17 protein-coding genes are annotated in these 18,526 nt (G+C 65.4%); 4 read left to right on the top strand and 13 right to left on the bottom strand.

Annotation, left to right across the window (positions count from 1 at the left end):
- Positions 1-99: 99 nt before the first annotated feature.
- Entirely contained in the window at positions 100-1,875 is a 1,776-nt protein-coding gene (locus tag FHG09_RS10925; RefSeq protein WP_152347710.1) for a hypothetical protein, read from the top strand.
- Between the two features lie 141 nt (positions 1,876-2,016).
- Here the strand turns inward: FHG09_RS10925 and FHG09_RS10920 are convergent, their stop codons facing one another.
- From FHG09_RS10920 to clpS, 10 genes are all read right to left on the bottom strand, one after another.
- A complete protein-coding gene (locus FHG09_RS10920; protein ID WP_152347709.1) occupies positions 2,017-3,435 on the bottom strand; it encodes an amidase in 1,419 nt (472 codons plus the stop codon).
- 51 nt (positions 3,436-3,486) lie between these two features.
- Positions 3,487-5,349 (bottom strand): dipeptide ABC transporter ATP-binding protein, encoded by a 1,863-nt coding sequence (locus tag FHG09_RS10915; protein ID WP_413773150.1) that lies wholly within the window; start codon positions 5,347-5,349, stop codon positions 3,487-3,489.
- Positions 5,300-6,238, bottom strand: a complete 939-nt coding sequence (locus FHG09_RS10910; RefSeq protein ID WP_193627362.1) for an ABC transporter permease — start codon at positions 6,236-6,238, stop codon at positions 5,300-5,302. The genes FHG09_RS10915 and FHG09_RS10910 overlap by 50 nt, the downstream gene beginning before the upstream one ends.
- Positions 6,235-7,182 (bottom strand): ABC transporter permease, encoded by a 948-nt coding sequence (locus FHG09_RS10905; RefSeq protein WP_152347707.1) that lies wholly within the window; start codon positions 7,180-7,182, stop codon positions 6,235-6,237. The genes FHG09_RS10910 and FHG09_RS10905 overlap by 4 nt, the downstream gene beginning before the upstream one ends.
- Before the next feature lie 12 nt (positions 7,183-7,194).
- Positions 7,195-8,700 (bottom strand): ABC transporter substrate-binding protein, encoded by a 1,506-nt coding sequence (locus tag FHG09_RS10900; RefSeq protein ID WP_152347706.1) that lies wholly within the window; start codon positions 8,698-8,700, stop codon positions 7,195-7,197.
- A gap of 126 nt (positions 8,701-8,826) precedes the next feature.
- Complete coding sequence (rdgB, locus tag FHG09_RS10895) at positions 8,827-9,432, bottom strand: RdgB/HAM1 family non-canonical purine NTP pyrophosphatase (RefSeq protein ID WP_152347705.1); 606 nt, start codon at positions 9,430-9,432, stop codon at positions 8,827-8,829.
- Complete coding sequence (gene rph / locus FHG09_RS10890) at positions 9,429-10,151, bottom strand: ribonuclease PH (protein ID WP_152347704.1); 723 nt, start codon at positions 10,149-10,151, stop codon at positions 9,429-9,431. The genes rdgB and rph overlap by 4 nt, the downstream gene beginning before the upstream one ends.
- 138 nt (positions 10,152-10,289) lie before the next feature.
- Positions 10,290-11,111: an MBL fold metallo-hydrolase gene (locus FHG09_RS10885; RefSeq protein ID WP_152347703.1), complete on the bottom strand. Its 822-nt coding sequence runs from the start codon at positions 11,109-11,111 to the stop codon at positions 10,290-10,292.
- Entirely contained in the window at positions 11,108-11,686 is a 579-nt protein-coding gene (locus tag FHG09_RS10880) for a DUF2017 family protein (RefSeq protein WP_152347702.1), read from the bottom strand. Before FHG09_RS10880 ends, FHG09_RS10885 begins: the two co-directional genes overlap by 4 nt.
- Before the next feature lie 3 nt (positions 11,687-11,689).
- On the bottom strand, positions 11,690-11,995 hold the full coding sequence (gene clpS, locus FHG09_RS10875) for an ATP-dependent Clp protease adapter ClpS (RefSeq protein ID WP_025779886.1): 306 nt from the start codon (positions 11,993-11,995) through the stop codon (positions 11,690-11,692).
- Positions 11,996-12,047: 52 nt separating this feature from the next.
- On the opposite strand from clpS, the gene FHG09_RS10870 reads away from it, so the two are divergent.
- Entirely contained in the window at positions 12,048-13,367 is a 1,320-nt protein-coding gene (locus FHG09_RS10870; RefSeq protein ID WP_152347701.1) for a nicotinate phosphoribosyltransferase, read from the top strand.
- Between the two features lie 122 nt (positions 13,368-13,489).
- Here FHG09_RS10870 and FHG09_RS10865 read toward each other — a convergent pair whose 3' ends face one another.
- Complete coding sequence (locus FHG09_RS10865) at positions 13,490-15,283, bottom strand: DEAD/DEAH box helicase (RefSeq protein ID WP_152347700.1); 1,794 nt, start codon at positions 15,281-15,283, stop codon at positions 13,490-13,492.
- Positions 15,284-15,538 (bottom strand): DUF3039 domain-containing protein, encoded by a 255-nt coding sequence (locus tag FHG09_RS10860; protein ID WP_152347699.1) that lies wholly within the window; start codon positions 15,536-15,538, stop codon positions 15,284-15,286.
- A 31-nt stretch (positions 15,539-15,569) separates the two neighbouring features.
- Here FHG09_RS10860 and FHG09_RS10855 point away from each other — a divergent pair, with 31 nt between their 5' ends.
- Positions 15,570-16,085, top strand: a complete 516-nt coding sequence (locus tag FHG09_RS10855) for a flavin reductase family protein (protein WP_152347698.1) — start codon at positions 15,570-15,572, stop codon at positions 16,083-16,085.
- Between the two features lie 225 nt (positions 16,086-16,310).
- Here the strand turns inward: FHG09_RS10855 and gdhA are convergent, their stop codons facing one another.
- Positions 16,311-17,657, bottom strand: a complete 1,347-nt coding sequence (gdhA, locus tag FHG09_RS10850) for an NADP-specific glutamate dehydrogenase (protein ID WP_152347697.1) — start codon at positions 17,655-17,657, stop codon at positions 16,311-16,313.
- Between the two features lie 141 nt (positions 17,658-17,798).
- Between gdhA and FHG09_RS10845 the strand changes: the two genes are divergently transcribed.
- The gene (locus tag FHG09_RS10845; protein ID WP_152347696.1) at positions 17,799-18,455 is read left to right on the top strand and encodes a GNAT family N-acetyltransferase; all 657 of its coding nucleotides are present in this window, start codon (positions 17,799-17,801) and stop codon (positions 18,453-18,455) included.
- Positions 18,456-18,526 lie beyond the last annotated feature (71 nt).

Raw genomic sequence — 18,526 nt, 5'->3', positions numbered from 1 at the left:
TAACCCGGCTCGGGTTCCCGGTATTGACCACGCGATTCCCTGTTCCGGGAAGTACAATTGCGCCAGGACAGGCTTGTACATGCAAAGGATGACCCCACGATGAGCAACGGGAACGATCACCCCAATTTCCCGCCACCACCCAGCGAGCCTCCGGAGAACGGCAGATCGAAGCCGGAGTCGGAGCCGCCGACGGATGAGGGCCTTCCGGATTCGACTGACGCTGCAGGCGATGAGACTCCGTCCTCGGTGCCCGATGACCAGGCACCTCCATTGGGGGCTCCCGGTGACGATGCACCGTCACGCCCCACGGTCGCCCCGGCTGCTTCTCAGCAGAACCAGCCGCCTCAGTATTCGGGACCCGGCGCCCAGAACGACCAGTCCTTCGGCCCCGGTCAGCAGAGCGGCTCGAATGCTCCGGGCGGCCCGCAGGCAGGTCCCTATCCCGGCTCGCAGTCCCAGAGCGGACAGTCCCAGAACGGTCAGTACCCGAACAGCCAGTACCAGAACCCGCCGCAGCCGAACGGCGGCTACCCCGGCGGTCAGCCCCAGGCTGGTCAGCAATCGAATGGCCAGTACTCGAACTCGCCCTACCCCGGAGCTCAGAACCAGCCGGGCACTCCCTATCCCGGAGCCCAGAACCAACCCGGTCAGTACAACGCCGCACACAACCAGTCCGGGCAGTACCAGACGGGGTCGGGCCCGAACACCAACCAGACCGGCTCCGGCCCATCGCAGGCGATTCCGCAGCCGGCTCCGGCTCCGGGCTTCGCCGGCGCTCAGAGCAGCGCGACGCGTGCCGAGAATCGCCCCGGGAAGAAGAAGGGGAAGCTCCCCCTCCTCATCACCCTCGGTGCGGTCGCGCTCGTCATCATCCTCGTCCTCGTCGGTTTCTTCGTCATCGGCAGTGTGAACAAGAACAAATACGGGCCTGACAAGGTCGCCGAGGACTACGTGGCAGCCCTGAACAAGGGTGACTTCGCAGCCGCGGAGAAGATCGCTCCCTCAACACGGCCGGAGGGCACGAACCTCGATCTGCTGCAGAAGGAATTCACCGATTCCTCCTCGGCGAAGATCGAGAAGGCCAAGGTCGAATCGTCGAAGACCGACGGGGACAAAGGAACCGTCGTCGTGTCCTACGAACTCGACGGCAGCCCCTACAACGTCGAACTCTCCGCGAAGAAGGACGGCAAGCAGGACCTGTTCTTCGACAAGTGGACGATGACCGGCCCCGACCTCAATGTCATCTCCCTCGATATTCCCGCCGCCGACGGTCTCTCCGTCAACGGCAAGGACTACAAGGCGAAGTCGGGGACCACCTCGTTCGCCGTCTACCCCGGCAGTTACGATTTCACGATCCCGAAGAGCAAGTGGGTCTCCGAGGCCTCCGATACGGCCAAGGTGAACTTCCCGAAGGCCTTCGCTCCCGGTGGGCAGCCGAACAAGGGACAGGTGGCGCCCACCACCCTCAACCTCGATCTGTCCCCGACCGGCGATTTCGACAAGGAAGTTCAGAAACAGGTCGAGAAGGAACTCAAGAAGTGCTTCGACACCAAGAGCATCGAACCGAAGTGCGACTTCATCAAGTACGACCCGACCGAGATTCCCGTCGGCGGTTCGGACAAGAAACTCGATGATCTGGCGAAGAAGAACACCGCCAAATGGGATATGAAGGAGATGCCCGAGGTGAAGGCCAGCTTCGGCACCGGAGACACGAGCACCGGCTCCTTCTTCACCGACAAGCCCGGCAAGTTCAACTTCTCCGTCGAAGGCAAGAAGGCCGGATCCTCGTACTTCTCCAACGGAAACTCCCTGTCGGTGTCCGGAAGCGTGAAGATCGACGGAGACAAGCTCACCGTCGAATTCTTCGACTTCTGATCCCGGTGTCCGCCGTCGGTGTTTCGGTGACCTCGCCTCGCCCGAGGTGAGGCAAAACCGTCACCGAGGCGGCACTGTCCGACGAGAGCGGGCCTGTGACGACCGATTCCCGGTCATCACAGGCCCGCTGTCGTTCTTCTGTCAGCTCGTCACCGACCGTGTCGGCAGGTCGAGGTCGGCCGCGGCCTCGAACCACGTGCCGGCGGCCATGACGAGTTCGTCGGCGAAGCGTCGCCCTGCGATCTGCGCACCGATGGTCCGACCGTCGTCCATGAATCCGGCCAGCACCGTTGCCGCCGGCTGTTCGGACATGTTGAACGGCATCGTGAACCCGACATGCCCCATCGGTTCGTGCACCTGCGGGTACGGCATGGGCTGTTCGGCCGGGAATGCCGCATCCGGAGCCGTCGGCGAGATCACCAGGTCGAACTCGGCGGTGGCGGCGATCGTCCGACGCCGGATCTCCTGGACACTGTGATAGCAGCCCATCAGATCGACTCCGCTGGTGTCGGCCCCATCCTGAGCCCACTGCTGGATATACGGCAGGATGAGCGCCTGCTCCTCGACGGGCAGTGCTTTGAGATCGGCCCACGACCGCACCCGCCAGAACAGGTCCACGTCACGGAGCAGATCATCGTCGATGAACGGATCAAGCGTGACGACTTCGGCGCCGGCCGCTAAGAACCGGTCGGCCGCCTCGGTGATGGCCGAGCGCACCTGCGCATCGGCGGCGACCCCGCACCCGGCGTCGAGCTGCAGACCGATGCGCAGTCCCCGCGGGTCGAAGGTTCCCTTCGCGTCGCTGCCCGGCAGCGACTGTGCGTCATCGGCGGCGAAGCGCGGCAGCCGCGAATAGTCGCGGTCGTCCGGGGCGGAGATGATGTCCATGGCGGCTTTGACATCGGCCATCGTCTGCGCGAGCGGTCCCGCACACCTGCCCAGGTAGGGGGCGTCGAGCGGAACTCGGCCGAAGCTGGGTTTGAGTCCGGCCAGACCGAGCCAGGTGCACGGCAGGCGGATGGACCCGCCGATGTCGGAGCCGATGTGGATGGGTCCGTATCCGGCGGCGGCCGCAGCACCGGCACCGGCGCTCGAACCTCCGGTCGTCAGGCTCGGGTCCAGAGGTGAGCGGGTGATTCCGTGCAGGGAGGACACCCCGGATGAGAGCATTCCCCAGTCGGGCATCGTGGTCGACCCGAGGATGACGGCACCGGCTTCTTCGAGGCGCTGGGTGATCGGGGCATCGTGCTCGGCCACCGGCATCTCCACCCAGGCGTGGCCGCTGGGCAGCGGGACTCCTCGGCGGGCGATGTTCTCCTTGATCGTCACCGGCACACCGTCGAGGTCGCTCAGCGGTCGGCCCTCACGCCAACGTGCGGCGCTGGCCGCGGCGGCTTCCCGGGAGCGTTCGTCGTCGCGGTGGAACAGGGCGTTGATGGTCGGTTCGCATTCGTCCATGCGATCCACGACCGCGGAGTGCACCTCGATCGGGTCGAAGTCTCCGCCGGCGAATCCGGCCGCCAGTTCGGCCGCACTGTGGTCGGCAAGCGATGTGGTCATGTGCTGCCCTTTCTCTCGATGGTTCGTCGGTCCAAACGCACGCCGGCCGGGCTATCCGGCGGCGAGCGCCTCGGCCAGGCTCGGGGTGGCGGCGATGAGACGCCGCGTGTACTCCTCCTGCGGGTTCGCGTAGATGTCCTCCGTCGCACCGGATTCGACGATCTGCCCGCCTTTCATCACGATGACGTCGGAGCACAGGTGTCTGACGACGCCGAGGTCGTGGGAGACGAAGAGGAGGGTCAGCGCGTATTCGTCGACGAGGTCGGTGAGCAGGTTGAGCACCTGCGCGCGCACCGAGACGTCGAGGGCGGAGACCGGTTCGTCGGCGACGAGGATCTGCGGTCGGGTGACCAGGGCCCGGGCGATCGAGATGCGCTGTCTCTGCCCGCCCGAGAACTGGTGCGGGTACCGACGCAGGGAGTCCGCATCGAGGTCGACGGCTGCGATCATCTCCTCGACCCGTGCGGCGCGTTCGTCGTTGTCAACTCCGGCGGCGATGAGCGGTTCGGCCACGATATCGACGATTCTCATCCGCGGGTCGAGCGAGGCGAACGGGTCTTGGAACACGATCTGCAGGTTCTCTCGCAGGCGGCGCAGAGCCTGCGAGTTCGCTGCCTCGACCCGGATGTCGCCGACGCGCACATGTCCGGTGGTCGGGCGGTCGAGGCCGGAGAGGATGTTCAGCAGAGTCGACTTCCCCGAGCCCGACTCCCCCACGATGCCCAGCCGTGCTCCGGCCACAACGGTGAAGTCGATCCCGCCCAGAGCGGTGACGTCCGATCGTCTGCGCCCGAACAGTCCCCGTCCGCGGAAGACCCGGGTGACGTCCGAGACCTCGATGAGCGGTGCCGAATCCCGCGCCGAGGCGGCCCTGTCGTCGTCCCTCACCGAGGCGGTCCCGACGCTGTCATCGTCCACCGCCCCCACGACGGACGTGCCGGTGTGCTCCGGTCGGGTCGAGATCTGCGGTTCGTCGCGAAGATCCCCCGGCTTCCCCGCGTCGGCCGAATCCTCCACTCCCTCGACCTGCGGCCCCGAGTAGGCGAGCGCGGTCTTCAGCGTGAAGAGTCGTCCGCGGTCGTCGGTGGCCTCGAGATCCGAGGACGCAAGGAGTCCGCGCGTGTACTCGTGCTTCGGCGCGGTGAAGATCTCGTTGACGCTGCCGGTCTCGACGATGCGGCCGCGGTACATGACGATGACCCGGTCGCAGACTCCGGCGACGACGGCGAGGTCGTGGGTGATGAACAGCAGTCCCGCCTCCACTGCCGATACCCTGTCGGCGATGAGGTCGAGCATGTGCTTCTGCACGGTGACGTCGAGAGCGGTGGTGGGTTCGTCGCAGATGAGCAGCCTCGGCGAGTTGGCCAGAGCGATCGCGAGCATGACGCGCTGTCGCTGCCCGCCCGACATCTGGTGCGGGTAGGCGAATCGGGCACTGTCCGGATCGGGCATGTGGACGTCGCCGAGCAGTTCGCGTACGCGCGCCGGGATCTGCCCCCGCGGCACCTTGCCGTGGATGCGCAGGACTTCGGCGATCTGGTCGCCGATGCGCATGAGTGGGTTGAGTGCGCTCATGGGTTCCTGGAACACCATGGATACGATGTCCGAACGCAGCCCGGCCAGGGTCTTCTCGTTCGCCTCGAGCAGGTTCCCGGAATGTCCCTGCAGGTGCATCTGCCCTCGGGCGTGCAGCTCTTCGGGCAGCAGGCCCATCACGGACTGCGCGGTCAGAGATTTGCCGGAGCCGGATTCGCCGATGAGTCCGACCCGCTCCCCCGGTGCGAGGCTGAGGCTGACGTCGTGGAGCACCGGTGCGTTTGCACCGGCGGGGGTGATGGTGAGATCACGGACCTCGAGCAGGTTCTCAGGCACCTCTGGCCTCCATCTTCGGGTCGAACCGGTCACGCAGCCCATCGCCCAAGAGGTTGAATCCGAGCACTGCGAGCGCAATGAACACTCCCGGCCACAGTGCGAGTTCGGGGTGGGCGGACAGGTACTGCTGGGACTCCTGAAGCATCCGGCCCCACGACGGGGTCGGGGCCTGGGTGCCGAGTCCGAGGAAGGACAGCCCCGCCTCGGCGAGGACGGAGATCGCGAACGCCACGGAGGCCTGGACGATGACCATTCCGGCGATGTTCGGCAGCACGTGGACGACTGCGACGGCCGGGACCCGACGGTTCGAAGCCCGGGCGGCGCGGACGTATTCGGAGCCGAGGACCTGCAGCGTCGCGGACCTCGCGACTCGGGCGAATCCGGGGATCGCGGCGATGCCGACGGCGACCATGGCCGGTCCCGTCCCCGGTGAGTAGACGGCGGCGAAGATGATCGCCAGCAGCAGGGCGGGGAAGGCGAGGAGGATGTCGTTGGCGCGCATGATCACCGCGTCGATCCACATTCCCCACGGCTGTTTCGCGAAGAATGCGGAGATGATTCCGATCGGGGTGCCGATGAGCAGTGCGATGCCGACGGCGACGACCCCGACGAGCAGCGTGATCCGTGCCCCGACCATCACCCAGGTCAGCGTGTCCCGACCGAAGGTGTCGGTGCCGAACGGATGGGCGAGACTGCCGTTCTGGAGGCGGGCGGCAGGATCGATCGCGTTCGGATCGTACGGGGTCCACACGAAGGAGACGAGGGCGAGCCCGACGATGAGGACGACGAGTGCCGAACCGATGATCATGGACGCGTTCGCCCGTCGTCCGCCCTTGTGGGGCCGGGCCGTTCCGCCCGTCGCCGAGGCGGTCGTGCCGGTCACGTCGACGCGATCGCGGGGGTTCGGGGCACCGGTCGGGGTCGGGTTCATGCGGCGTTCCTGATGCGGGGGTCGACGACGGGCACGAGGATGTCGACGATGAGGTTGATGATGAGCACGAGCAGGACGAGGACCATGACGATGCCCTGGACGGCGACGAGGTCGCGGTTGGCCACGGCGCGGACGAGTTCGGAGCCGATTCCGGGCAGAACGAAGATCTGTTCGATGATCACGGCTCCGACCAGCAAGGTGGCCAACTGGACTCCGGCGACGGTGATGACAGGGATCGCCGCATTGCGCAGTCCGTGCACGAACAATGCCTTCGTCCTGGTCAGTCCCTTGGCGCGGGCGGTGCGGATATAGTCTTCCCGCATCACGTCGAGCACGGCCGAGCGGACGTAGCGGGTGAGGATCGCCGCCTGCACGAGCGCCAGCGACACGACCGGCAGGACGAGGCGGAGCAGAAAGCCGCCGAGGCCTTCGATCGGGGCCATCCAGCCTTGGGACGGGAACCATCCGAGGGTCAGCGAGAAGATGATGACGAGGATGATCGCGGCCAGGAAGTTCGGGATCGCGATGCCGACCTGGCTGATCGCCGAGATCGTCACACCGATCCAGTTGCGCTGTTCGAGTGCGGCGAAGGTGCCCAGGGGCACAGCGATGAGGATGGACAGGACGATGGCGGCGACGACGAGGATCGCGGTGACCTGGACGCTGTCGATGATGACGGGAGTGATCTCGGCGCCGGTGACGTAGGAGGTGCCGAAGTCTCCGGTGAACATTCCTCCCATCCAGTCGAAGTAGCGGATGAGCGGCGGCCGATCGAGCCCGTACTGGGCTTCGAGTGCCGCCACCGCCTCCGGGGTGGCGTTCGTTCCCAGTGCCACCTGTGCCGCATTGCCCGGCAGCAGACTCATCAGGGCGAACACCACCACCGAGGCGACGAGGAGGGACAGAGCGAACTGGATCGCACGGCTGATCGCGTAGGTGAGCATGGACGTGTGCGGTCAGGCCCAGGCGAGGTCGGCGATCTTGAACGCGTCGGAGACCCGATTGGCGGGGATCCCCTCGACATCGGACTTGGCGATGACGAGGTTCGGGAACAGGAACAGGAAGTCCGAGGCGGCATCCTCGGTGATCGTCCTCGCGATCTCCTTCATCCCCGAGATGTACTCCTCTTCCGTGCCGGTATCGGCCTTCTCCGCGATCTTCTTGATCGTCGAGTCGTCGTAGCCGATGTAGTAGTCCTCGGAGAACACGGTGAGGATATCGCGCGGTTCGGCGTGGTTGATGACCGACATGTCGAAATCGTGTTCGGTGAACGTCTTGTCCAGCCACACGGCCGGAAACTCCTGAGTCGAGATCTTCGCCTTCAGCCCGACCTCTTCGAGCTGGGCGGAGACGATTTCGGAGATCGCTTTCGCATAGGGCAGGTTCGGCACGGTGAAGGAGAACTCCTCGCCCTTGATTCCGGCCTCGTCGACGAGCTGCTTGGCCTTCTTCGGGTCGTACGTCCATACCCCGGTGAGATCTTCGTAGTACGGGTCGGTCGGGGGCACCATCGAGCCGATGAGTTCGCCGTAGCCCGCCCATGCGGTGTCGAGGACGGCCTTGCGGTCGATCGCGTGCATCACGGCTTCGCGGGCCTTCTTGTCTTTGAAGATGCCCTCGGCGTTGTTCATCGACAGCACCACTTCGCCGTTCGTGGTGCCGGAGACGATCTGATAGTCGTCGCTTTGGAACTCTCCGGCCAATTCGGGTGCCTGGAGGTTGGAGACGAGATCGATCTCTCCGGACTTCAGGGCGTTCGACGCCGAGACCGCGTCCTTGAAGTATTTGAACTGGACCGTGTTCAAAGACGGCTTCTCGCCCCAGTAGTCGTCCCGGGCGGCGAAGTCGATGGACTGTCCGCGCGTGAACTTCTCGATCTCGAAGGGTCCGGTGCCGATGGCTTCGTTCGCCAGGTCCGTGGTTCCCTCGGTGTCGAAGACGGCGCCGACGAGGCTGGTGAGATTGAACAGCCAGGTGTTCGACGGCTTCTTCAGTTCGATCGTGACGGTGGAATCGTCCGGGGTCTCGATGGACTCGACGATATCCATCTTCGACTTCAGCGCGTTCTTCCAATCCTCCTGCACTCGTTCATAGGAGTACTTCACGTCTTCGCTGGTGAAGTCCGCACCGTTGGAGAACTTCACACCTTCCTGGAGTTCGAAGGTGTAGGTCTTGCGGTCATCGGACAGCGACCAGTCCTCGGCCAGGGCGGGCTGGATCTCACCCTCGTCGTCCAGGCGGACAAGCGATTCGTAGACGTTCTCCATCAGCGCTTCGGGAATGGCGACTCCCGAGGTGGAGGTGAAGTCGAGATTGACGGGTTCGGCGGTGAACGCGATGGTCATCGAGTCCTTCTTCTGCGCATCGCCTCCGGTGTCGGAGGCTCCGGCCGAACAGCCCGTGATCAGCAGGCTCGTGGCGGCCGCTGCCGCCACCCACGTCATGATGCCCGGAGTCTTCATTGTTCTCCTCGATTTCGCCGACCACGAAGAGGGTCGTTCGCCAACACTCAAGCATCGTCAGTGTATCCGAAGTTCTCAGCTGGTGAGGCGGCTGTGTTCAGATGCCGGGCGTCTTTAGCAGACGGTTCAGAGGTTCGGCTCGTCGGCGAGGATCGCGGCCAGTGCGTCGAAGGCGATCCGGCGGTGGGAGCGGGAGTTCTTCTCCTCGGCGCTCATCTCTGCGGCACTGAGCTCTGAGCCGTCGGGGACGAAGATCGGGTCGTATCCGAAGCCCTTCCCACCCTTGGGGTCGGTGGCCAGCCGCCCGGGCATCACGCCCTCGGCGGTGAACTCGCGACCGTCGGCGGTCACAGCGGCAGCTGCGCAGCGGAACTGTGCTCCGCGGTGTTCGGCCGCGATATCGCCCAGCTGGGCGAGCAGGAGTTCGAGGTTCGCCCGGTCGTCGCCGTGTCGGCCGGCCCAGCGGGCGGAGAAGATCCCCGGTGCACCGCCGAGGACGTCGACGCTGATGCCTGAGTCGTCGGCGATGGCGGTGTGCCCGGTCGCGGCGGCCATGGCACGCGCCTTGATGAGGGCGTTCTCGGTGAACGTGATTCCGGTTTCGGCGACATCGCCGAGTCCCGCCTCGGCGGCGGTGAGCACCTGGGTGTCTGCACCGAGGACGGGGCCGAGGATGGCCAGCAGCTCCCGCTTCTTGCCCTCATTGTGAGTGGCGAGGACGAAGGTGATCATCCTGCGAGCACCTCGGACTGGATGCGGGTGAGTTCGGTGCAGCCGTGAGCGGCGAGGTCGAGCAGCTTGCCGAGCTCATCGCGGTCGAAAGGTGCTCCCTCGGCGGTGCCCTGGACTTCGATGAACTTTCCGGAACCGGTCATGACGACGTTCATATCGGTTTCGGCGCGCGAGTCCTCGACATAGGGCAGGTCGAGGAGGGGCTGTCCGTCGATGATGCCGACGCTGACGGCCGACAGCGAGTCGATGATCGGCTGGTGGGCGGCGGGGATGAGCCCGGTCGAGCGTCCCTTGTCGATGGCCTTCGCCAGGGCCACATAGGCTCCGGTGATCGAGGCGGTGCGGGTGCCGCCGTCGGCTTGGAGGACGTCGCAGTCGAGGACGAGGGTGTTCTCGCCGAGCTTGTCCATGTCGATGACCGCGCGCAGGCTGCGGCCGATGAGGCGGGAGATCTCGTGGGTGCGTCCGCCCTGTTTGCCTTTCACGGACTCACGGGTGCTGCGGGAATCGGTGGCCCGCGGCAGCATGGCGTATTCGGCGGTGACCCATCCGCGGCCCTGGCCCTTGAGCCAGCGCGGCACGCCTTCGGTCAGCGAGGCCGCGCAGAGGACGCGGGTGTTGCCGAATTCCACGAGTGCGGAACCTTCGGCGGTGTTGATCCAGTCCGGGGTGATCCTGACTTCACGGAGTTCGTCTGCTGCACGGCCGTCTGCTCGCACTGTCTGCCTCTTTCGTCTCGGTGTAGCTGGTTCCTGTGGGCTGCCGGTGTCTCGGACCGTCGGCGGATCTGGGTCGTCGACGCCCTGCTGGTTGTTCGGTTGTCTGGTCGGGGTTGCGTCTCGGACGGCGGAGCCGGTTCACACGGTCCAGGTGGCTCCGGGCTTCGCGAGCTCGATGGGTCCACGGTACTCGCCGGCGGCTTCACCGCGGACGATGGAGCAGTCGGTCCAGATCGGGATATGGGTGAGCACGAGCGCTGCCGCCTCGGCGTTCTGCGCCACCCGGCCGGCGCGTCTGCCCGTGAGATGGATGCCGCGCGCGGTGTCACGGTCTTCCTGGAAGGCGGCCTCGCAGAGGAACAGGTCGGCGCCCTTCGCTGCTTCGACGAGGTTGTCGCACTCATCGCTGTCACCGGAATACGTGATGACCTTGCCGGCCGCGTCCGTGATCCGCAGGGCGTAGGCCTCGACGGGGTGGTCGACGAGGAAGGCTTCGATGGTCAGCGACCCGATCTGGTGCCTGCTGCCGTGGTCGAGGTCGGTGAACTCGAAGGCGTGGTCGAAGTCCGAGTCGTCTCCTCCATTGGCGACCGGGGACTTTCCGGGATCTGTGTAGTAGGCCCGGTACAGGCGCTCCTTCGCACCGGCCGGAGCGAACACCGGGGTGCGGGTGCGGATCGTTCCCGTGTCGGAGATGTCGCCGTTGAAGAACTTGGGGTCGAAGCAGTGTTTGACGTAGAGCCCGGTCATGTCCATGCAGTGATCCGGGTGGAGGTGGCTGAGCACGATCCCGGAGAGACGATCGGTGTCGATCGTCTCCTGCAGGGGACTGAGCGCACCGGACCCGAGGTCGAGGATGATGCGAGTGGGTGTGTCCTCGTCGGTTTCGATGAGGTAGCAGCTGGCGAGGGCGCCGCGCCCCGGAAAGGACCCGGCGGTGCCGATAGCGGTGAGTCTCATATCTCGTCATCCCCTTGCGTCTGGTCGAGCAAGGTCGTCGTCAGTCGGTCCTGAATCCAGGTCAGGAAGTCGTACAGGGTCAGGGTGAGGTCTTCCGATTCGGAGAGGTCCTCGCGGTGGTCGTACTTCTCCTCCTGCGCCTCCTCGGTGTCGATCCCGAGGCGGACGGCGAGGACGAGTCGCAGATCGTTGAGACCCTTCATCCATGCCAGCACCTCATCGCGGGTCAGGGAGATGTCGTTGCCCTTGCTCAGTCCCAGCAGCACGATGCGCACATTATGTGCCTTGGCCTGTTTGAGATCGAACTCGGTGAGGCGGCGGAACTCCGCTGAACGCTCTGCGTCTTCGGGATCGACGTCGGGCAGCAGCCGCAGCAGCGCCGGGTCCTCCGGGCGGGGCCGGTCGACGAGTCCGAGTCGGGCTTCCCAGTTCTCGGAGTCCGGACGGTCATCATCGCCGTCACCGTCTTCGGCCAGCAGAGCTGCGAGATCGGTGAACACGGTGAGCATGAGCGAGCGTTCGTTGTCCTGCAGGGTGAGGACGACGTCGTCCCCTCGTGCGTCGATAGCAGCCATGTGTCAGTCGGATCCTGAATCGGGTTGGCACGCGGCCCACAGGCCGTATTCGTGCATCGCTTGGGTGTCTCGTTCCATGGCTTCGCGGCCTCCGGTGGCGACCACGGAGCGGCCGTTCTCATGGACTTCGAGCATGAGTGAGTGGGCCTTCTCCTCGGAGTATCCGAAGTAGGTCTGGAACACGAAACTGACATAGCTCATGAGGTTGACCGGGTCGTTGAAGACCACGGTCCTCCAGGGCTTGGCCAGGTCCTCGGCGGGTCGGACGTCGACCTCCGGCTCCAGGACTGGTGTCGTTGGATTGCTCACGTTTCCAGCTTACGGCAGAACACTGACGCTGTCGTGACGTAAGATCGCGCCTATGAGTGATCTCACACGGACCGATTCGACGGCATTCTTCACGGATCAGTACGAATTGACGATGGTGCAGGCCGCCTTGGAATCCAGCGCCGCCCACCGCAAGAGCCTCTTCGAGGTATTCGGTCGCAGTCTTCCCGCAGGCCGCCGCTACGGAGTCGTCGCCGGTACCGGTCGGATCCTCGAGATGATCCGCGACTTCCGCTTCGGAGATGCCGAGCTGTCGTTCCTCAGCCGGGAGAACATCGTCGACTCGCGCACCATCGACTGGTTGGCGAACTATCGGTTCTCCGGCAATATCCGCGGCTATGCCGAAGGCGAGATCTACTTCCCGGGGTCTCCGCTGCTCACGATCGAGTCGACGTTCGCCGAGGGCGTCATCCTCGAGACGCTCATCCTCTCGGCGATGAACTACGACTGTGCGGTCGCCTCGGCGGCATCCCGGATGGCCCAGGCGGCCGGCGATCGGCCCTGCGCGGAGATGGGCGGACGACGCACGAACGAGCACGCGGCGGTGGCTGCGGCTCGGGCCGCTGTCATCGGCGGCTTCGCTTCGACGTCGAACCTGGCGGCGGGCCTGCAGTACGGTCTGCGCACGATCGGCACCTCGGCCCATTCGTTCACTCTCCTCCACGATTCCGAACGGGAGGCCTTCGCCGCCCAGCTGAAGTCCTTGGGCACCGATACGACTCTGCTCCTGGACACCTACGACGTCGAGGAGGCGCTGGCCACGGCGGTCGAGCTGGCCGGGGCGAACCTCGGCGGTGTGCGCATCGATTCCGGTGACCTCATCGAACAGGCCAGCGAGGTTCGGGAGAGCTTGGACCGTCTCGGAGCCCGCGACACGACGATCACCGTCACGAGCGACCTCGACGAGTATGCGATCGCCGCCCTGGCCGCCTCCCCTGTCGACTCCTACGGTGTCGGTACGCGCGTGGTCACCGGTTCCGGTGCCCCCGCCGCGGGGCTGGTGTACAAGCTCGTGGCGCGAGCCGATGAAGCCGGCGAGTGGACCTCTGTAGCCAAACATTCCTCCGGCAAGCCCTCCCGGGGCGGGCACAAGGAGGCGCTGCGCCTCATCGACGGCCCGATCGCGGTGGAGGAGGCGGTCGGCATTCCGGCTCTGCCCGATGACCTCGGTGAAGGGCGTCGGCTCAGCGTCGATCTCGTCGTCGACGGTGAAGTCGACGAATCGTTCATCGGTGCGGCAGGCGTGAGGAAGGCCTGCGCCCGGCACGACGAATCCCTGGCGGAGCTGCCGCGTTCAGCCCGCCGCCTCCAGGACGGCGAACCCGCCATCCCCACCGTGTTCTATTCCGCCTGATCCGCATCTGCTGAACGGGCCCGGCCCTGTCACCGACAATGCCGCCGAGGCGGCCGCACCGGCTGCCTCGGCGGCTTCGCTGATCTCACGCCCGGCGGGTCTGCCCGACCGGCGTCCGGATCTCACTTCTTGCCGATGAACCAGCCCTGCAGCTTCGTGATCCGCGCCTGAATCTGCTCACGTGTGGCTTGGGCGACGGCCGGTCCCCCGCAGGCTTTGCGCAGTTCGACATGCACGTTCTGGTGGGGTGTGCCGGTACGTCTCGACCATGCGCCGACGAGGCTCTGGAGCTGGTTGCGCTCTTCCTTCATCGCCCGGTGCTCGAGTTCGCTCGTCTCCGCCTCCGGGGCCGGAGGCGCCGCAGCGGTCTTGCGCTTCGCCTGCCGGGCCTGCTGGGTGCTCAGCAGCTCACGCACCTGATCGGGTTCGAGTAGACCGGGGATGCCGATGAAGTCGAGTTCGTCCTCGGAGCCGATCGCGCCGCCGGTGCCGAATTCGCCGCCGTCGAAGAGCACACGGTCGAACAGGGCTTCGGCGCCGAGGGCTTCGAACGACCCCAGCTGGTCGGAGGAAGCGCTGTCGCTGCGGTTCGCCTGCTCCATGGCTTGGTCGTCGAAGACGACGACGTCGTTCTCGTCCTCGTTCTTCGGCCGGTCGAGGGCATGGTCGCGTTCGACCTCCATCGTGTTCGCCAGTGCCATGAGGATCGGCACCGAGGGCAGGAACACCGAGGCGGTCTCGCCGCGTTTGCGGGCACGCACGAAACGTCCGATCGCCTGGGCGAAGAACAGCGGGGTCGCCGAGGAGGTCGCGTAGACGCCGACACACAGTCGGGGAACGTCGACGCCTTCGGACACCATGCGCACTGCGACCATCCACCGGTCGGTGGAGTTCTGGAACTGTTCGATCCGTTCCGAGGCTCCCGCTTCGTCGGAGAGCACCACGGTCGGCTTCTCTCCGGTGATGTCGTGCAGGCGCTTGGCATACGCGCGCGCCGCCTCCTGGTCGGTGGCGATGACGAGGCCGCCGGCATCGTGGACGGTGCGACGGACTTCGGTCAGTCGCATATCGGCGGCCTTGAGGACCGCGGGGATCCAGTCGCCCTTCGGGTCGAGGGCCGTGCGCCAGGCCTGCGAGTTGATGTCCTTCGTCGTCTCCTCGCCGAGGACATGCGACATTTCGTCGCCGGCCTTGGTCCGCCACGTCATGGCGCCGGCGTAGGCGAGGAAGAGAACAGGGCGGACGACCCCGTCCTTGAGCGCACGACCGTAGCCGTAGGAATAGTCCGCCACCGAGGTGCGGATCCCGTTCTCGTCGGGAGCGTAGGTGACGAACGGGATCGGTGAGGTGTCCGAACGGAACGGAGTTCCGGTCAGGGACAGGCGGCGGACCGCGGGACCGAAGGCCTCCCGCACGGCATCGCCCCAGGACAGGGCGTCACCGCCGTGGTGGACCTCGTCGAGGATGACCAGCGTTCGGCCGGCGGCGGTGCGATTGTGGTGGAGCACCGGTTTGGCCGCCACCTGCGCATAGGTCAGAGCCACACCGTGGTATCCGGGTGCGTGCTTGCCCTGGGAGTTCTTGAAGTGCGGGTCGAGCTTGATGCCCACACGTGCCGCCGAGTCGGCCCACTGCACCTTGAGGTGTTCGGTGGGAGCGACGACGGTGACTCGGTTGACGACTCGCTGGGCCAGCAGTTCGGCCGCCAGTCGCAGAGCGAAGGTGGTCTTACCGGCGCCGGGTGTCGCGACCGCGAGGAAGTCCTTGGGCTGCTCCTGGAAGTAGAGTTCGAGAGCCTCCGCCTGCCAGGCACGCAACTTTCCGGCCGTTCCCCAAGCCGCGCGCTCGGGGAAAGCCGGTGGAAGTTGTTCTGCAGCGGAAGTCCCTGGTGCTGTTGGGAGACGATCCGCAGACATCTACTCCTGTGGTCCTTCGGACATCGACGCGTAGATCTCTTTGCATTTGGGACAGATCGGGAACCGCTCCGGGTCACGCGTGGGGACCCACACCTTTCCGCACAAGGCGATCAGCGGAGTCCCGGTCACCATGGACTCCATGATCTTGTCCTTGGGCGCGTAGTGGCTGAAGCGCTCGTGGTCGCCGGGCTCGACTAGCTGCTCGGACTGCTCGCGCTCGATCGTTGCTGAACCGCCTGAAGCTGGAATGGTCATGGCTCCATTGTAGTTCCCTAGAATGAGAGTCATGGACCAGGCCTACGACGATTCCCTCACAGAACGCTATCGCGAGCTCAGCGATGACATCGCCGCTGCGGTCGCCGTGGTCTCCGCCACCCGGGGCAGTGCACTGCATGCGATCACGGTCGATTCGTTTCTCGACGTGTCGTACGATCCCCCGACGATGGCGGTGAGCGTCTACTCCGGCTCACGGATGATGGAGACCCTGGAGACGACTTCTCACTGTGCGATCTCGCTGCTCAATTCCGATCAGCGCGACATCTCCGAACGCCTCGGTGCCTCGGGCCAGCCGCTGTACGGATCGCTCAAAGGCATCGACACCTTTCCCGCCCCGCAGGCCGGGCAGCCGGTGCTCACCGAGGCGATCGCCTGGTTCGAGCTCGAACTCACCGAGGTGCTCGAGGTGGCGACTCACAATATCGTCGTCGGTGAGGTGGTGTCCCTGGGTGCTGGGGCGAACGCGGGAACGAGCCGTCCTCTGCTGCGGTGGCGCAAGGCCTACGGGACCATCGGAAAGCGCTGACCAGCCGAACGCGCACCCGGTCCAGCCCGACCGAGGCCAGCCCGACCGAACCCACCGGGGACGACCGGAGCCCGGCAGGCACAACAGAGGCCCTGCCCTGAAGAGATGCGCTTCGCAGAGAAGCGAATCCGTCCCGAGCAGGGCCTGCCGCAGTGCACAGCGCCGTCGGCCGCAGCCTGTCAGCGCACAGCGCGGTCGGTCCCCCGACGCTTCTGGATCAGACGATCACACGACTCCTTGGGCGAGCATCGCCTCGGAGACACGGATGAAGCCTGCGATGTTGGCTCCGGCGACGTAGTCTCCGGGCGAACCGAATTCGTCGGCAGCGGCCGCGCAGCTGTCGTGGACATCTCCCATGATCTCGGCCAGGCGGGCCTCGGTGAAGTCGAAGTCCCAGGAGTCGCGGCTGGCGTTCTGCTGCATCTCGAGGGCGCTGGTGGCGACGCCGCCGGCGTTCGCGGCCTTGCCGGGGGCGAAGAGCACACCGGCGTCGGCGAAGATCTTCACGGCTTCCGGGGTGCAGGGCATGTTCGCGCCTTCGGCGAGGGCGATGACGCCGTTCTTGACCAGGGTCGCCGCCGATTCTCCGTCGAGTTCGTTCTGAGTCGCACACGGGAGTGCGACGTCGACCTCGACATCCCAGACGTTCCCGCCCTCGTGGTAGGTCGCGCGCCCGCCGCGCTGCTCGACGTATTCGGAGATGCGTCCGCGCTCGTCGAACTTGATGCGCTTCACGAGCTCCGTGTCGATGCCGTCCGGGTCATGGATGAAGCCGGCCGAGTCGGACATCGTGATGACGGTGCCGCCGAAGGCCGCGACCTTCTCTGCGGCGTACACGGCGACATTTCCCGAACCGGAGATCGAGACGGTACGGCCGTCGATGTTCTTCTTCGCGGCGGCGAGCATGTCCTTGAGGAAGTACACGACCCCGAATCCGGTGGCTTCGGTGCGGACCATGGAACCGCCGTAGGACAGTCCCTTGCCGGTGAGCACTCCTGCCTCATAGGAGTTCGTCATTCTCTTGTACTGCCCGAAGAGGTAGCCGATCTCCCGCCCGCCGACGCCGATGTCACCGGCGGGCACATCGCGGTATTCGCCGATGTGACGGGACAGCTCTGTCATCAGCGACTGACAGAAGCGCATGACCTCTCGGTCGCTGCGGCCCTTCGGATCGAAGTCGGCTCCGCCCTTGCCGCCGCCGATGGGCAGGCCGGTGATGGCGTTCTTGAAGATCTGCTCGAAGCCGAGGAACTTGACGATGCCCAGGTTCACCGAGGGGTGGAAGCGCATTCCGCCCTTGTACGGGCCCAGAGCCGAGTTGAACTGCACCCGGAAGGCACGGTTGATCTGCACCTCTCCGGAGTCGTCGATCCAGGGGACCCGGAAGATGATCTGGCGTTCGGGTTCGCACAGGCGTTCAAGCGCTGAGAGTTCCAGGTATTCGGGGTGCTTGTCCACGACGGGGCCCAGGGAATAGAGAACTTCCTGTACCGCTTGGTGAAACTCCGACTCTCCAGGGTTGCGTTGGAGCACAGTGTCGAAGATTGGCTGCAGTGATGGATGTAGACTCATGCGCACAAACATACCGTGACCCCCATAGCAACAATCCGAGCGACCAGATAATGGACAGCGTTGTCCGCTCACTTCAAGTGGGATATAAGTCTTCCGCGCAGTCCGGTGGCAGCAGAACAGGAAAGAATGAGCACAAGGCGGATGGAAATCTCAGAGATCTGGCCACCGTTCGCACTTCATCTGCGATCCGGTGATATGGAGCTCACCCCAGTGCGGGACGCCGACATTCCCGAGCTCGCAGAGATCGCTCGAGGCGGAGTCAGACGAGATGGAATCGAGGCGTTCCTCGTCGATTGGGACTCGGGTAGCGATGACCAGGTCGCGCGCAGCCTCGCTCAGTATCACTGGTCGACACGCGTGAACTTCAGCGTTGACGATTGGACGATGGAATTCACTGTCAGAGTCGGGGGCCGCGCCGTGGGCGTACAGGGCGTGAACGGGCATCGGTATCCGCTGACGAGGACCGTCTCGACCGGATCGTGGCTGGCGCTTCCTGAGCAGGGCCATGGGTACGGCACCCGAATGAGGCGGGCCGTCATCGAAGCCTTCATCGGACACTTCGGTGCTGCTCGATTCGATACAGCCTATTTCCAGGGCAACCACGCGAGCCGGCGGGTATCGGAGAAGCTCGGGTATTCGCCCAATGGCAACCGCACCACCGTCGGCCAGAACGGGTCGGTGCTGACCGAGCAGCAGATGGTTCTCCACGCTGAGGACTATGAGTGCGCGGACACCGAACTGCTCGTCATCGGCGACGACGCAGTCCGAGAGTTCCTCAACCTCCCTTTTGCTCCCTGACGGGGGTCCAGCAACCTCGCGCGAGGTAGCTGGACCCCCGTCAGGCAGCACCAACACACCACCACCGGTGA

Origin of the sequence: Brevibacterium sp. CFH 10365 (assembly GCF_009299785.1) — a bacterium.
Classification (GTDB): domain Bacteria; phylum Actinomycetota; class Actinomycetes; order Actinomycetales; family Brevibacteriaceae; genus Brevibacterium; species Brevibacterium limosum.
This window is presented reverse-complemented; position numbering and strand designations above follow the sequence as displayed.